Origin of the sequence: Mesorhizobium sp. dw_380 (genome assembly GCF_018588885.1) — a bacterium.
GTDB lineage: Bacteria > Pseudomonadota > Alphaproteobacteria > Rhizobiales > Rhizobiaceae > Mesorhizobium.
In genome coordinates this window covers 1-15,500 of record NZ_JAFFIW010000047.1, presented here as the reverse complement: position 1 = coordinate 15,500, position 15,500 = coordinate 1, and the positions used below count along the sequence as shown (strand labels likewise).

Here is a 15,500-nt window from a genome sequence, read left to right as displayed (position 1 = left end):
CCAGGCTGTAAAGCGACCGCCACAATGACAGTGTCTCCGTGCTGGCTGTCGTCCGATGCCGTCAAGAACGATATCGGACTGCAGCGAAACGGCACCTATTGGCGTAGCAATGTCTAAAACTGGCCATACCACGGTTTAGGAGCGAGATATTCCCATCAAGGGCGATTGATCGAAACCATACCCAACTATCAACCTTCCGGTTTCAATTGCACAAGTCGCAGTTTTAGCTTCGGCCCCCGCCAAGACCTAAGGATGTCCGCGACCTGAGGCGCAATAAAAGCCCGCGCTTCCTCGCGCGTCATCATTCTGGATAGGAGCAGCTTGTCGTAGTTGGTATAGGAATGCCGGACATATTTCTGCAATTCGATACCGACCGCTGCGCCCAGTTTTAGGCCTTTCCAATCCCTGGCGCTGACCCGTGCAGCCATAGTGAGGCACGTCTTCTTGGGGCAGCCTGGATGATGAATGCGCATGTGTTGCATCACGACATCAAACGAAAAAGTAGTGGAGGAATTCGGTCTGGGCTGGTCGTCACCTGACATCAATGAACCACAAATTCTTCGGCTAGAGGGCGGAGGCATTGGGCAAACGAGGTGTCCCGAACGATGACACGTTCGCGACGAGGAGTTTAGCCAGTGGATGGAGTCTAACACTTCCTGCCCGCGCTTACGCGCGAGACAAAGGGCGCCGATGCCACCGACATGCCCGCAATCTTCGCCGAGGTCTGTGTGATGGACGCTAACGGCAAGGGGCCTCACTGGAGGGCTCGAGCACCGAGCTGTAAGTATTCAGCTGCACAACACCACGGCGCTGTCTGACGGTCTCTCCCGACAGCTTGGTGAGCGAATTCGGCACACTGAAACCTGATGCCCCATGGCACCTCGCTAACTCGCAAGACACCGGTTAGTTCGTGGACTTCTGCTGATCTTCAAAGACGATGCGCGATGAATGAACGATCATCGAGAACGAGTCGACTGAGAAAGCCGTCGGGTCGAGATCGCAGCGCCTGGGACTTCCAACCGCGGAAACAAACTGTGAAGTCGTTGCGCCCAGGTCCCTTATGTCTCGTGGGCACGTGCATTCGGCCTACGTGAATGCATCTATTTAGATGTGGCCTGTCAGAGGCTTAGAGGGCCTGCAGGTTCCGAATTGGGGCCAGGCGCGAAATAGTTTCCCCGCTGTATCAAGGATCACAACGCCCGAGCGCCTTACCTTCGGCCTCCACGGCGGCCGCCTCCCCGGGCACGGCGCAGCTTCTGGATTCCGGCGAAGTTGACAGACTTTCAAAATGTGGCTTTGGGCTCCGGTTTGTCAACTTGATGTAAACTTAGGGTAAAGCGTTTTCTTACGGCTTAAGAGAACGCACGGCTATCTGGTTGACAGAATTGAGTGTGGGACGCCGCCAATCTGGCCGCAAGTTGACAATGTCAACGCGGACCAGGTTGGGTCGGGCGGGTATCCGTGTCGCGGCAGGGAGCAGGTTCATTTCCCGGACAGGACGCAACCTTCACCCTAACCCTCCTCCGGGGTAACTACCCTCGCAAGCTTTGGGCCGAAAGCCGAAGGGCGGCTTCCGGAACGACAAAGCCGACCTTCGTGTCATAGCGCGGACTGTTTGTGCGCCAACTCTGCCCCCTAGCCGACCTGCCTCGAACCCCGGACCGGCGGCGCTCGCTCGCGCTTTGGCGGAGCGGCTTCATTCCGACTAGTCGCTAATCAGCCCGAGGCTCCCTTAGCGCGCTCGTCGTCGCACGATTTCACGTGGATCATCTTGGGGTTGTCTTGGAGCTCCGCCGCGGTCGCGCAGGCTCGGAGTCCGGCCTTCCGTGCTCCTTCTGCAACCAGCTCGGTCTCGTGCTCCCCGCCGACTGACCACTTTGTGAGAAAATTCTCTGCGGTCCACCCGGGGTCCTCTTTGAGCACCTCCTCAGCCACTTTCTTCGCCTCGTCCGGCTGGTTAAGGTAACCATACAGCATGGCAAGAAAGGATTTCTCATTTACTGAGGGATTCTGATAAAGCCTTACATACTTAAGAGACTTGTCAAACTGTTCTTGAAAAAAGTATCCCCAGTAAAGACCAATATTATACCAGTTCGGGTAGTGAGGATTCAGCAAGACAGCTCGTTCCGCAAGGCGGACCGCCCGTGCAGAGTCGTCCGCAGCAACGTTGTTGGCAATCAGCGCAAGAGTGTCGGCGTCGTTTGGCCCAAGGGCTTCCGCGCTCTCAAACTCGACAAGCGCTTGCGCCCACTGACCATTCCAGCTGAGGGCCTGGCCAAGAGCGCCGTGGGCCTTGTTGTTGTTCGGATCCAGCTCCACGGCTTTTTGGGCAGCCTCCAACTGCTTTGACAGTGCCTCCGCAGGAGAAACAGCAAAGCCATAGCCAAACATGTAGCTATAGACGTAGGACAAGCCGACGTAGGCCCGCGCCATCTGCGGATCGAGTTCTATGGCTTTTTTGAACAGCTTCTCTGCTTCGATCAACCCATCCTTGGTGATACCCCCAACTGGGGTAAAGGCCATCTGGTCAGCCATCAAATAGGTATCATAAGCCGTCAGACTATTGGGTGGCTTGTGCTGGGCGAGTTTCAATTGAGATTTGCGAAGGATACCGCTTTGAGACGCCAAGCTGTTTGCGATCTTCGCAGTGACGTCGCTCTCCACCGCGAAGATATCTTCGTCCGATCGATCGTAGCGCTCGGACCAGACGTCGGCGCCTGTGGCCGTATCAACAAGCTGCGTCGTGATGCGAACGCGATCGCCGGTCGCCTGCAGGCTACCCTCGAGAACATACCTCACGCCCAGGTCGGCGCCGACCTGGCGGATGTCCACGGCCTTGCCCTTGTAAACATTGGTCGAGTGGCGTGCGATGACGAGAACTTGGTCCTCTTGGGATAGGTCGGTGATGATGTCTTCTGTTATCCCGTCAGCGATCCGTTCCCATTTGGGATCACCGCCGAGGTTGTCGAACGGCAGGACGGCAATCGACGCGTAATCGACAGTCGCACCCGATGATTTCCACCAGCCCTGGATGCCGAGAACGGCACCGGCGGCTACCGCCACAACAACAGCCAACCCCGCCGGCATCAGCCATCTATTGCGCAAGCGACGAGCTTTGATCAGGCGGCGCCGAGGCTGCCCACGCAGATTCACCCGGTAGACCGGGACGGGCTCTGCGATGTTCTTCATCCGCTGCTCGCCGATGGCCTCGAAAGCGAAGGCAAGCTTCTTCTCCACCTCCTTGGCCACCTTTCCGGAGACGTAGACGCCGCCAGGCTCCGCGATCTGCTCCAGGCGGGCGGCGATGTTCACGCCTTCCCCGAAGCGGTCGTCGCCATCGACGATCACCTCGCCAAGATTGACGCCGATGCGCACCGCGAAGCGCTGATCCTCGGGAACGGCCGCATTGCGCTCTCCGAGGCCTCTTTGCAGTGCCACGGCGCATTCGACGGCGTCTACGACGCTAGAGAATTCCGCCAGCAGACCGTCGCCCATGAGCTTGAAGATATGGCCATGGTGGCGGGCAATCTCAGGTTCGAATAGTTCCTTGCGGGCGGCCTTGACACGCTCGAACGTGCCCTGTTCGTCCTGCTCCATCAGTTTGGAGTAGCCAACCACGTCCGCGGCAAGAATGGCAGCAAGCTTTCGGTCCATGACCGCCCCCCAGTGGATAGCATCACACTGCGCGAGTGATTACAGTAGCACACCCTTGGCAATAGCGCATTGGGGACGCCGGCATCATGTGCCAATCAGCCGGTGAGCACGCGAGGTCGACCAAAATCGCGGCAAGCCGACGTCGAGTCGATTTCCTGCCATCTTCGAGCGTGCGGTCCGTTACCCTCACACTGGGATGAAAGGATGCTGCGGGGTGGTCCACTCCGGCCGGTCCGGCTCTGGCCTATTCTTCCTGCCGGACCAGCGCCCACCCTTGCTGGAAGCCCGCAGTAGCGCCACGCGGCATCGGTTCATCGGATCGCGCGACAGGTTTGATCTGTCTGAATGGGCTGTCCGCTGCTCCTGGAATATGTCGGCTTTGGTCGATTTTGCCCGTCGACAACCCGTGCTGCCACTCGGCCCATCTTCCCTCCCGCACAAAGCGGAGCATTGGCGGAAAATTCTGCTGCCGCAACAAGAGGCATCCCCACCGTTCACCACGGCAATCCTAGGACTTCGCTCCATCAGGTTCATCCAGTCTCGCGAAGAGAGTCGATTGGTTCCCCGAAACCGAGGTGACCCTCGTCAGCTTCCTCCCATGGCATGCAGAACCGACTCCCGATTGCCATAGTGGTGCGCTCGAAACGTGCGCCTACTTCGCCGACCCGCTGGACTAGCTGGACTGACCGACCATGCACTCCGTCCTCACGGGCTCGCGCTCAAACGTGAGGTAGCAGGTCCAAAATCTCGCAGGTTGTCCCGGATAGATCGAATGGCGCCATTCGTGCCGGCGAGGGAAACGAGCGAGCAGCGCCATTTCCGAAGGTTGCCATCGGCGCCCTTCCCATCAGGGCACGACGTTTCCGATGAGTGTCACGAAGTGCTTTAATACGCCTCCACAGTCCGCTCTGCAGCTTGTCCAGGCACTGCCCACTGCGCAAAGTGTCCGTCAATGCACATGCGTGCGAGACCGTAGACGAGCGCCCTCGCAGCTATCTGGGTCTCTGCTATTTGATCTGATCGGAGCATGTTTCGTCGCTGCGCTTCCACCATCGACGCCTCTACCCGATTGCCCTAGTGGTGCGCTTGCCATGTGCGCCGACGCCGCTGCTAGCGGGACTGACCGAAGATGCGCTCGATGCTCGCGGTCCGCGCTTGGGCTTAGGGACGGTAGGGTTGAAATCAGTTGGCCGCCAATGATCCACGTGGACAGGAAGTTGCCGTTCGGCCATCTAGCAGATGCGGTTATGGCGAACAAGGTCGCATGTATATCCCGCAAGCAGACTTTCGGCCTTTGCGGCATTTGGGAGTTCACTTAACGACCGAAAACTCGAACTGGTCCCCGCGGTAAACGGCCTTGTATTCGTCGTCGCGCCCCGGCGTCCTGAACACATTGCGATAAATTGCTCCACAGCTTGTCAGCTCTACCGGAAAGGCATTGCACAAGAAATTGCCTTGCACCCACGAGGTTCCTGAGTGGGTCCTCTGGCCAATGGTCTCGCTGACGGCGCCGTCGACGGAGGTCGTGCGCTGCATAGGCAGGAACTTGTCAAACGCCAATCTTCCGCGCGTTTCGTGGCCGAACATGAGAGACCTTATTTCCGCGCCTGTGAGCCGGTCCTTCGGATTCATGCCTGCACTTGCCAATACCGGCAGATCGGGCACACCTGCCTTGGTCAGGCCGGCCAAAAGGCGTTCGATATCGGCCGCATTCTTGAACACCATGTAGTCCTGGGTGATCAACTGGCTCGCCCCGTATTCCATTCTGCGCGCAACAACCTTCCTAAACATTTCCAAGGCGGCCGCGGCCTGGTCGGTGCGCCCAAGATGCCCATAGGCCGAAACAAGGACTTGCAGGGCATAGAAGTTGGCCGGTGGATCGGGCGAAGCAAGGTCCATCTTCCCGATGGAGCGAACCGCGCTCTCGAAGTTCCCTTGACCGAACTCGGCCAGTCCGGCCTGGTAGCGCCTGTAGTCCATCCACGAGATCGGGTCGACGCGCGCAGCCGCATCGAGATAGCTCAGCGCTTCCTTCGGCCGGCCGTTGAAATTCAGGGCATTGGCCAGCGAGAGATAATTCCAGGAATCGCTAGGATCGAGCGCCACCGATTTCAGAAGAACGCTGACTGCTTCGTCCGAGTTGTGCTCCCTGACCATCAACTCGGCGACCAGTTGATAATAACCCGGCGAAGGATGTCGGGCGGCGAGCTTCAGGGTTTCGTGGACTTTGTCATAGGCTTCGGCTCGCGTGAGCCCCATCACCACGGCCCGGTCGATGTCCGCGTCCCAATAGGCCCAGGCGAGTTGGGCATGAGCCGCGCCGAAATCGGGGTCGAGTTGCACCGCGTGCTGGAAATGCTTCACAGCCTGCGCAAACTCCTCGGGGGTGTTGATGTGGTTATAGATGTCCATCCCTTTGAGATAGACATCATAGGCCTCGGGATTGTTTGTGCCTCCCGCGCGGGCGGCCGGCGCGACGCTCAACAGGCGGAGCTGGAGCGCGCCGGCAATGCTGCCGACGACCTTGTCCTGCAGCGCGAACACGTCCGCCCACCGGCCGTCGAAGCGCTCCGCCCAGAGATGTCCGGATGTCGAGCTGTCGATCAGTTGCGCATTGATGCGCATGTCGTCGCCGACGCGGCGAATCGAACCCTCGAGCAGATAGCGGACGCCCAATGCCGCAGCAATCTCCGCCGGCTTCGTGTCCTTGTCCTTGTAGGCAAAGGCCGCGTTGCGGGAGACGACGAAAAGGCCGGGCACGCGCGCCAGTTCGGTCGTCAGGTCCTCGGTGAAGCCGTTGGCGAGATATTCCTGTTCCTTGTCGTCGCTGAGACTGTCGAAGGGCAGGACTACGAGCGACGGCCGGGCATCTACCGCCTCGCTGGCCGCGGGCGCAGCAGGTTGCGCAGGTCTCTCCCACGGCTGCCACCATGCCGCGGCAAGGCCGAGCGCCAGGATGAGAACAGCCGCCGCTACCGGAAGGCGCCAGGCGCGCGGCCGGCGGCGAGCTTTGAGGGTCGTGCCCGCTGCCGCTGGATCAAGCACCACGCGATAGGTCTGAACTGGTTCGGCAATGTTCTTGACCCTCTGCTCGCCCATCGGCTCGAAGGCGAAAGCCAGTTTCCTCTCCACCTCCTTGGCCACTTTTCCCGACACGCAGATGCCGCCGGGTTCCGCCAGTTGCTGAAGCCTGGCTGCGATGTTGACCCCGCCACCATACCGGTCCTCGCCCTCGACGATCACCTCGCCGAGGTTGATGCCGATCCGCACGTGAATCTGCTCGGTTTCGGGAAGCGAAGCGTTGCGCTCGCCAAGCCCGCGCTGCAGCGACGCCGCACATTCGACGGCATCGATGACGCTGCCGAACTCGGCCAACATCCCGTCGCCCATCAGCTTGAAGATATGGCCGTGGTGGCGTGCAATTTCGGGTTCAAACAGTTCCTTGCGTCCGGCACGAAGGCGCTCGAACGTGCCGGCCTCATCGCGCTCCATCAGAGTCGAATAGCCCACGACATCGGCGGCGAGAATCGCGGCAAGCTTGCGGTCCATTGTTGGCCTGGCCCCGCAAGATCATAGTATCAGTTGTTCTGAAAGGAAACCGACCTCACCGGCGCTCAGCAAATCCCTTCTTTCCGCGCTTTCATCGACGGCTGAGGTTTTGTCAATGTCGTATTCACCACATTCGAGACATTCGAGCTTGCCTGCCGGAATGGCTCGTTTGGGTCAGATCGCGTCGTCCAATGATCACGACTGAGCGACCGCAAGAGCCGAACTCGGTCGCTCACAGTGATTGGGTCTGGACCCTGGCGTCACCCAGCATGATTCACCCGCCTTTTTTGCCGCCCACGGCACCAAAGTGGGCGCAAAATATCCTCATGTGTGGGAGCGACCGCCGGTAGGCGAGATTTCGACCCAAAGTGTCGTTCGACTGCTCACACGGCAGCTGTCATTGACCCGGGTAAGGTCCGATCTTTCCGAATATTGCGCGCAAGATCTTTGCCCGCTTGGCAGTTAAGGGAGGATCAGCGTTGTCGGATGATTTGCGAAGCGCCTCGATCCAAGACACCTCGTTCTCGCTCACGACAGTTCCGAAAATTCGCTTGATCGCCACCAACGCGCTGCTCTCAAAGTATTGCTCGAGCGCCAGGAGGAAAAGTCTTGCAGGGTCGCACTCCAGCGCTTTTGCGAGACCAGGAACGCGGTCGAACGGGATCTTAACAGTGCCCGATTTCATCATTGAGAGCACGTTTACGTTGGTGAACCCAGCTTCGACGGCAACGTCTTTCTGGCTTTTCCGTCCTTTTAGCTTATCAATGCGACCATCTATGAATTTCGCGATTGCTGAATTCGCATTTGGGCGACCTGAAGATATCTTCATGTTTATTTCTCGCTCTCTTTTACACAAGATCAATCGTCTCTTATGTATAGCGAGGTTACAACGGGGATATTCACTATCTCGCAACCTAAGCGAGATATTTACACGGTCTATATATCATTCTCTACTTCCGACGCATCTGGGGTGTTCCCCATTGCGAATAAAGTCAATTGTTCCCGGAAACCGAGCTGATCCTCGTCAGCTTCCTTACGGTGGCATCCAGAGCCGACGAGCATGCGCTCCACGTTCGGGTCCGCGCTCGAGCTCGAGGCAGCAGAGTCGAAAACAGCGGGCTCCCGCTCCACTCGCCAGATAGGTGGAATGTTGTCGTTCGGCCATCTGCCAGAACGAGGTTGCACGATGTTCGGACCTACGCAGGAACAGCCGTGAACGTCTCGGGTGCGCAATGAGCCAAGCTTGCATCAAAACCAACCCAAACTAGGCTGTCGGAGCCGACGCAGATGGTGCGACCTCAACGGCTCAGAGCGTCCAGCGCCCTTTGTGCCGCGATGAGGTCGACGATTTGATACCTAGTGTTAAATGTATGGACCACCGCTTGCAGACGGGTCGCGGCCTCATGGACACGGCCTTGACGTGCCAGAACTGGTGCTAGTTGCGTTGCGGCGCGAAGCTCGAAGAGTCTCGCTTGCTGCCGACGGGCAGTCGCGATTGCTGCTTCGAATAGGTTTGCGGCACCCCTCAGGTCACCTCTATCCGCGGCGATCTGGCCACGAAGACGAATACATTCGGCTAAGTAGGACGCTTCGTCCGTATCGAAAACGAGGGTATCGACATCATCAAGCATTTCTGATGCGTCTTCGATGCGACCGGCCCGCAGGAGAAGAGCACAGAGTGCGCATATTTTCTCGGGGGTATGAAATACGACGCCCTGTCCACGCCAGAGAACCATGCTCTCCCGGACGTCATCGATGCCGGCATCCAGTTCACCTAAATGGGAGCGGGCATAACCACGCCACCTGATGCCGCTGCTTCGACGCGCGGCGTAGCCATGCCGCTCGCAAATTTCGACGATCTTCGTTGCGGTCTCAAGTAGTTCCTCGTATTGACCGAATATAGCAAAAAATTCACACTGAGCGAGAAGATACCAGGCGAGGTCGAAGGGTTTATCGAGCTGACCGACAGTTCGGATCAGTTGCTCTTTTTGTTCGACGGCATCGTCAAAGAAACCCAATATGATCAGTGAACCGCTAAGATACTCTTGGGCGGAGAGACGTTGATCCGCACCGGCGAACAAGATACGACGACTTGCTTCAACACGTTCAATCAGAGCTAAAGCCTTGCGTAGGGCCTCCTCTGCCAGCGGTTGTTCTCCCCGGTTGGAGTGAGCAATCCCCTTTGCCGCCCAAAGTGCACTCAGATAGGCCGCCGGAACGAGATTGGCATCATTTGCGAGCTGCTCTTCGGCCAGGGTCAGGTAATCGTGATTGCGCCCGGTGGCATAAAAAAATGGAGCGAGTGAAAGCGCAACGTCACATTGCAATTCGACCGATGCAGTGTTCGCGGCGGCAAGACGTGCATCTTGAAGCGCCTTCCCAAGGCGCTCAGAACGATACCCTTCAGCCTGCATCAAGGCATTGGCCGACGCAAGGTGGAGACGGGTCATCCGTTCGGCGCCGCCGGAGACGTCGCCAAGCCTCCTGCTGCAGTCGATCGCACTGGCAAAGTGCGACACGGCTTCCCGAGTGGCAGCTCTGGCCACGGCGGCGCTTCCCGCCTTTTGCCAGTGATCGAGCGCCCCCGCCCAATCCCCAGCTTTCTGGAAGTGGTGCGCGAGGAGCTCAGGTTGCGCTTCAGTGATTTCGGTCCACTTTTCCTCCAACACATCTGCAACACGCTTATGTAACTCCTGGCGCTTCGCGCGCAGCAGCGTGCCATAGGCTGCGTCCTGAACGAGCGCATGCTTGAAGAGGTAAGTGGCCAATGGCCGCGTCCCGCGGCAGAACACCAGACCGGCGCCGATGAGTTGATCCAGTGCGCCGTCCAGCTCGGCGGCATCTCGCCGTGCGACTGCTGCCAGCAATTCGTAGGAGAACTCCCGGCCGAGAACCGCGCCGACCTGTGCGACCTCCTTAACGGCTGAGCCGAGGCGATCGAGCCGCGCCATCAACGAGGCATGCAGTGTGGCGGGAACGTTCAACACCGTCGCGGCAGCTCGTGAGAGCACTGTCCTGGCGTTGCCGCTCTCCAACACCGCCTTGGTCAGCTCCTCGACGAACAGTGGCACCCCATCCGTGCGCTCGATGATCTCCGCGACAACGTCGCTCGGCAGCTCCCCGCTGCCAACGACCCGCTGGACCAGCGCTGCGCCTTCACGACGGTCGAGCCGATTGAGGACCATAACCGTGACATGCGACTGCCCGGTCCACGGGGGTTGAAACTCGGGGCGGAACGTGAGGAGAAGCAGCACTGGCAGGCGGGGCACCCGCTCGATGATTAGGTCGAGCAGCTCGCGCGAGCTGGGGTCGATCCAGTGGACGTCCTCGAAGAGCATCAGCACCGGACCTTGTCGCGCCAGGTCTTCGAGCTGCCGGAGCAACGCATCGAAGGTCTTCTCTTTCTTACGCTGAGGTGTCAATTGGAGAGGCGGGAAGCGGCCTTCGGTCGGCAACGACAGCAGATCGGCCAGCAGCGCCCAATCCTCCGGCGAGGCCGGGGCAAACAGGGCCGCAAGCTTATCCAGCTTCGTCTCAGGTGGGTCGTCGCGCTCCAACCCGGCGGCACGTTCTAGCTGCGCAATGGTCGGGTGGAGCGCGCTGTCTTGATGGTGCGGCGAACAGAAATAGCGCAAGCGGCTGTGTGGCTCATTCTGGATCCGCTCCTGCAAGGTGACGGTGAGGCGCGACTTTCCGATGCCGGGCTCGCCTGAGAGCAGCACCACACGACCTTCACCACTTTTCGCGCGATGCCAGTGGCGCTGCAGCAGGTCGACCTCCTCCTCACGCCCGACCAGCGGCGTAGGCGCGGTCCCATGCAGCGCCTCGAACCGGCTTTCGACGGCGCTCTCACGAACCACTTGATAAGGATGGATCGGCTCGGGAAAGCCTTTCACCTCGACGGCGCCAAGATCGCGATATTCGAAAAGATCGCCGACCAGTTGCCGCGTTTGCGGCCCGATCACAACCGCATCAGGTTCGGCAAGAGCTTGCAGGCGGGCGGCGAGGTTCGGCGTCTCGCCCACGACGCCGCGCTCTTGCCCTTCGCCGGCGGTGATCAGATCGCCAACGACGACCTGTCCGGTGCCGATGCCGATACGAACCAGCAATGGCTCGGGCTCTGGGAGTAACCTAACGACATTGACGAGAGCAAGGCCAGCGCGCACCGCCTGCTCGGCGGCGTTCTCATGCGCCTGCGGGTAGCCGAAATATACCAAAACTCCGTCGCCCATATACTTGGCGACAAAGCCGCCGAAGTGGGCGACCGTATCGGCGACACAGCGGTGATAGTCTCCGATGACCTCACGCAGGTCCTCGGGATCCAGACGCGTCGCCAGCGCCGTCGAGCCGACGAGATCAACGAACATAACGGTCAGCTGCCGACGCTCCGCGCTTAGCTCCCGGGTGCGGCTCTGAGCCGCGACCTCATCGGTGCTCGGGTCGGGATGGCTTGACGGCGGCCCCAGCCCCACTACCGCCTTGCGGAATCGCTTGCGATGACCGAGGAGCATACCGAGCTTCTCGAGGTCGGCATCGGTCAGTTCCGGCAAGACTTCCGCGTCGATCGCGTTGTCGCGAAATGCCTGCTCGTATTGCTGGAGGCCGAGGCCTCGCAACCAAGCGGCAACGTCCACACAACTCTCCCAAGGCTGAATTCGGGTCCCTCAGCCGCAATATTAGCTCAGATGCCAAGGAAATGCTGTAGTCCGACATGGTTACGGTCGTTCAGAAAGGGTGCTAGGCTTGGCTCTCAAGGAGTTCTTGCGGGCTAAGGGGCTCAAGATCCGACGCATGGCTAGGGTCGGCACCGGCTCTTCTGATAGCTTCCCAGCCTACGAGACCTCAATGGGCGGGCGGCGATGGCGCTGGAGAAGCTGGGGGCATAGGAAGGTGGGTGAAGGTGCTGGAGCATGGTCTACACCGACCAAGTTATTGGGTCTTCTGACCCGAGTGGTTGCATCGAACACCTATGCTCCCTCATACCCCCGCAAGCCGGTCGCCCAGGTTCTGGGTGGGAAAAACCCGCCTATCCGATTTGGCAACGCGTCGCGCTTTCCATTACCGCTCCTTAGGACACGCGCTAATCAACGGAGATCCGCGGCTCAGAACACCTAAAATTCATATCGGGGCAACCGTGCAATCGCAGCCGCCTTCGCAGCGATCGTCACGTCCCCATAATCGTCGCCCGCGGTTCGTCCTGCATGGCCTTGGATAGCGTCAAGCGTCCTGTCAGCAACGCCGATCTCGCGACCGACCGTCTTGAACCGATGGCGCCACCCGTGGTTAGGACTCACGCCTTCAGGGATGACGTTCTTGGCCTGCAGCCACTGACTTATGCGGCCGGCCACCGTTTGCGCCGGAAGCGTCCCCTCCTTTCTTTTGGAGGCTGGATAAAATAGTGGGCCGTCAGCAGCCGCGTTCACGAACTCCATAAAGCCCAGATCGATCAGCTGCTGATGTAGGGGGACATCGCGATAATTGCCCGACTTCACAGAACCAGCGTCTGGCGCAATCCGAACCACCGGCACACCTTTTTCATAGCGGAAGTCCTGTTTTCGAAGCTGAGTGATCTCTGTAATTCGCGACCCTGTATGCGCGCAAAGAATTGGCGACCAACGCTTCGCGGCGGTCGTCTGCGGTGCTTCCCGCGTCCGCGGATTGTCAGAGTGTTTCGGTTGATAATCGCGAGCGACCTTCAAAACCTCAACCGCCTCATCTAGGGTGAAGCCTTGTTCGCGCGAACGCTGCTTTTTCGAAACTTTGATCCGAACGTTTTCCGCGACGTTGGTTTCGAGCCGATCATTATTGACCGCCCATTTCAAGACCGTCCGCACCGAGGCCAAATACACGTCAGAGACGGTCTTGCTGGCGAGCGTTTTTAAGTTCGTATCTTTCCAATCGAGAAGGTTCTGCTTGGTGAGCTTACGGGCGTCGTTGTGGCGGATGAACTTAGATAGGTCAGTGAAAACAGGCGTCCAGCGCTTGCGTGCCTCTCTGCCCTTCCCATCCGCAGCGCGCTCATCCAGATAGTCAGCAAGCAGACCTTTCAGGGAAACCGGCTGGCGGTCATCCTCGGCCGGCTGTGCGGTCGTTAGCAATGGGTGCGAGGGCTCGCCCTTGAAGTCACCGTCGTTTCGTTCGTGTTGTCGGGACATGGCCTCATAGGCGGAGACGCAAAGAGCCTGTGCGATCAGGCGCCATTCCACACCACCTTTGGTGGCTGTGTGATTGCCGAACGACTTGAACTCCTCGAGGCGCTCGCCGACCAGCCGTTCCAGCTCATCATCGGACAGCTTTCCCGAGTAGCCGTCGCGAAAGCGCCTAGCAGCCTCGTAGTCGACCTCAAAGCCCGCATATTGATAATGGTGCGCCCGGATCTCTGCATCGTCGGCCAGCCGCATTTGATAGTCTCGGCTGGCTATTTGTGGTGGAAGAAGTGGATAGCGACCGACAGTGATGGACTGTTCGCCAGCCGCGACGGCGCGGCGCTCGCCAAGTGCAATCTCATGCTGAAGGGCGGCGACAGCACCGGGCAGCATCTTCAGGGCTCTCCGGTAGTCTGGACCAAGCCCCGTTCGCAATTCGGTTTTCCCGATATACCGCCGAAGCTCTTTCGGGACTACAAGCCGTGCAAAAAAGCGGCCGTCACGATTCAGGAGATTTCGAACACGGCCTGTCATCAGTTCCATCCGATTTGTTACGGCATTTGTAACATCAGAATGGACAGAAACCGTTGTGTGTCAATGGCTTCAATGATTTCAATGGGATAGTCTGGTGCTGCGAGAGAGGACTGAAATCTTAGGATGAGCGGGACTTGTCCTGGTCGTCCGGATTTCGACTATTCGCTTAGCAGCTTGAGCAGCCAATGCCTGAGCTTCGCGAAGAAGTTGTCGATGCGGCACTTTCGAATGATCGGTCGCGGATTTCGCCGCGCCCTTGTGCCAGGAATTGGGTTTATACAAATAGGTGTTCCCGGATGCCCTCCACCTCAATACGCAAAACCGAATATGATCCTGACAAGCGAGTCCTGTCTGTGTGGTTTGTGGCCAGCGGCAAACGGTATGAGTTTGAGGGCGTGCCGCCGGAAACCTGTGCCGAGTTCCGATCCGCTTTTGCCAAGGGCCGCTATTTCAACGAACACATTCGCAATCGCTTCCGATACCGACTGGCCGACAACAATTCTGGATGATCTGCTCGACTGGTGAAGCACCACTTCGCCTGTTGCGGCTTGGTTTTCGGCCGATCAAGGTGAGCGCTACCGACTAGCGGTAAGGTTTTTCAAGTCACAATGACGGCTTTGGCAAGAGCTTCGGCCTTATGGACTAGGCTCGGACCAAAGAGCGGAAGCGTGGCCTCCTCGCTTGGAGGACGCCAGCCGGGTAGGTCTGTTCTATGGCCATGCGAACCAATTTGACCCCGGCTCGGGCTTCCATGTTTTCCTCTTTGATCGGAGTCGCTACCGCGCCTCATGTCGAAGGGCCGTCGTCGTGCGCGCAACGGGCGTCCAGTCAGTGATCACATCGGCATCGACGGTAATCAAACCGCCAGCCTTCAACGTGACCTTTTGGGATTCTGCATCGATTCGACTGACCTTCCCTCTAAGCTCCAGTTCGTCGCCCGGTTCGGTCCTCTTTGGTGCTGACATCGAATGGGGAAAGGCATAGGACGGAATGCTGACGCTTGCTCGCGCACCATCCAGCATTCTGAGCACGGTCACGGTTATGGCAACTTCGTCGCCAATGCTGATGTCCGTAATTTTCCACGCCATAAAAGAGACTCTGGGGCGGAAATCCTGGCCGTCAAGGGACTGCTAATATTCCGTCGGTGAATTGCAACAAAAAGCTTATCCGCCCGTTTTCACACGCCAGATCACAACTGGCTACTCCAGACTCCCGCCGGCTGAAGGTCGGCGGGTCTTTTGATAGCGCGGACAAGCAATGCATGGGTTCGTTTCTCCAGTTTATGTGAGGTCCGATTTGCCAGGCTCGCGCCATAGGGTCGACCACGTTGAAGCAGCCGCCGACGAACTGCTAAAATGGGCAAAACGTGGCCCCAGATGGCATAAGGCGATGACCCTTTGCAGTTCTGCCTTGGAGGGCGATCCCATTGATCCGCAGATAATACGGAAGGCTTTCGCCGCAGCGGCTAAGGAAGCACAGATGCTGTTACCTAGCGATTAGGGTCGCTTGCCTGATATCGGCAGCTGCGTTTTGCACCTGCGGCGCGGCGTCCCACAACCCAGTCCGATCGTGCCCGCTGATCAGCGCGAAATGCCGGTCAGCCCGCGCTACCTATTT

Annotated in this window: 9 protein-coding genes; 2 read left to right on the top strand and 7 right to left on the bottom strand. The window is 58.8% G+C overall.

Annotated features, from left to right (window positions below):
- Window positions 1–188 precede the first annotated feature (188 nt).
- The 6 genes from JT360_RS28790 to JT360_RS28765 form a co-directional block, all read right to left on the bottom strand.
- Window positions 189–542: a DUF2293 domain-containing protein gene (locus tag JT360_RS28790; protein WP_214476086.1), complete on the bottom strand. Its 354-nt coding sequence runs from the start codon at window positions 540–542 to the stop codon at window positions 189–191.
- Between the two features lie 1,174 nt (window positions 543–1,716).
- Entirely contained in the window at window positions 1,717–3,654 is a 1,938-nt protein-coding gene (locus JT360_RS28785) for an adenylate/guanylate cyclase domain-containing protein (protein WP_214476084.1), read from the bottom strand.
- A gap of 1,311 nt (window positions 3,655–4,965) precedes the next feature.
- Window positions 4,966–7,203: an adenylate/guanylate cyclase domain-containing protein gene (locus tag JT360_RS28780; protein ID WP_214476082.1), complete on the bottom strand. Its 2,238-nt coding sequence runs from the start codon at window positions 7,201–7,203 to the stop codon at window positions 4,966–4,968.
- Window positions 7,204–7,600: 397 nt separating this feature from the next.
- Complete coding sequence (locus tag JT360_RS28775; RefSeq protein ID WP_214476080.1) at window positions 7,601–8,032, bottom strand: XRE family transcriptional regulator; 432 nt, start codon at window positions 8,030–8,032, stop codon at window positions 7,601–7,603.
- A 469-nt stretch (window positions 8,033–8,501) separates the two neighbouring features.
- Entirely contained in the window at window positions 8,502–11,837 is a 3,336-nt protein-coding gene (locus tag JT360_RS28770) for an AAA family ATPase (protein ID WP_214476078.1), read from the bottom strand.
- Between the two features lie 477 nt (window positions 11,838–12,314).
- Window positions 12,315–13,883 (bottom strand): site-specific integrase, encoded by a 1,569-nt coding sequence (locus JT360_RS28765; protein ID WP_214476076.1) that lies wholly within the window; start codon window positions 13,881–13,883, stop codon window positions 12,315–12,317.
- 185 nt (window positions 13,884–14,068) lie between these two features.
- On the opposite strand from JT360_RS28765, the gene JT360_RS28760 reads away from it, so the two are divergent.
- Window positions 14,069–14,392: a KTSC domain-containing protein gene (locus JT360_RS28760; protein ID WP_352128652.1), complete on the top strand. Its 324-nt coding sequence runs from the start codon at window positions 14,069–14,071 to the stop codon at window positions 14,390–14,392.
- Between the two features lie 267 nt (window positions 14,393–14,659).
- On the opposite strand, the gene JT360_RS28755 is transcribed toward JT360_RS28760, so the two are convergent.
- Entirely contained in the window at window positions 14,660–14,971 is a 312-nt protein-coding gene (locus JT360_RS28755) for a hypothetical protein (RefSeq protein ID WP_214476074.1), read from the bottom strand.
- A gap of 169 nt (window positions 14,972–15,140) precedes the next feature.
- On the opposite strand from JT360_RS28755, the gene JT360_RS28750 reads away from it, so the two are divergent.
- Window positions 15,141–15,383 carry a DUF982 domain-containing protein gene (locus JT360_RS28750; protein WP_214476073.1) on the top strand — a complete coding sequence of 81 codons (243 nt, stop codon included), beginning with the start codon at window positions 15,141–15,143 and terminating at the stop codon, window positions 15,381–15,383.
- The last annotated feature ends 117 nt before the right edge of the window (window positions 15,384–15,500 follow it).

Coding starts and splice junctions, on each gene's coding strand:
- JT360_RS28780 (WP_214476082.1), bottom strand. CDS start 7,203: ATGGACCGCAAGCTTGCCGCGATTCTCGCCGCCGATGTCGTGGGCTAT.
- JT360_RS28785 (WP_214476084.1), bottom strand. CDS start 3,654: ATGGACCGAAAGCTTGCTGCCATTCTTGCCGCGGACGTGGTTGGCTAC.
- JT360_RS28750 (WP_214476073.1), top strand. CDS start 15,141: ATGCATGGGTTCGTTTCTCCAGTTTATGTGAGGTCCGATTTGCCAGGC.
- JT360_RS28765 (WP_214476076.1), bottom strand. CDS start 13,883: ATGACAGGCCGTGTTCGAAATCTCCTGAATCGTGACGGCCGCTTTTTT.
- JT360_RS28775 (WP_214476080.1), bottom strand. CDS start 8,032: ATGAAGATATCTTCAGGTCGCCCAAATGCGAATTCAGCAATCGCGAAA.
- JT360_RS28755 (WP_214476074.1), bottom strand. CDS start 14,971: ATGGCGTGGAAAATTACGGACATCAGCATTGGCGACGAAGTTGCCATA.
- JT360_RS28790 (WP_214476086.1), bottom strand. CDS start 542: ATGTCAGGTGACGACCAGCCCAGACCGAATTCCTCCACTACTTTTTCG.
- JT360_RS28760 (WP_352128652.1), top strand. CDS start 14,069: ATGCCTGAGCTTCGCGAAGAAGTTGTCGATGCGGCACTTTCGAATGAT.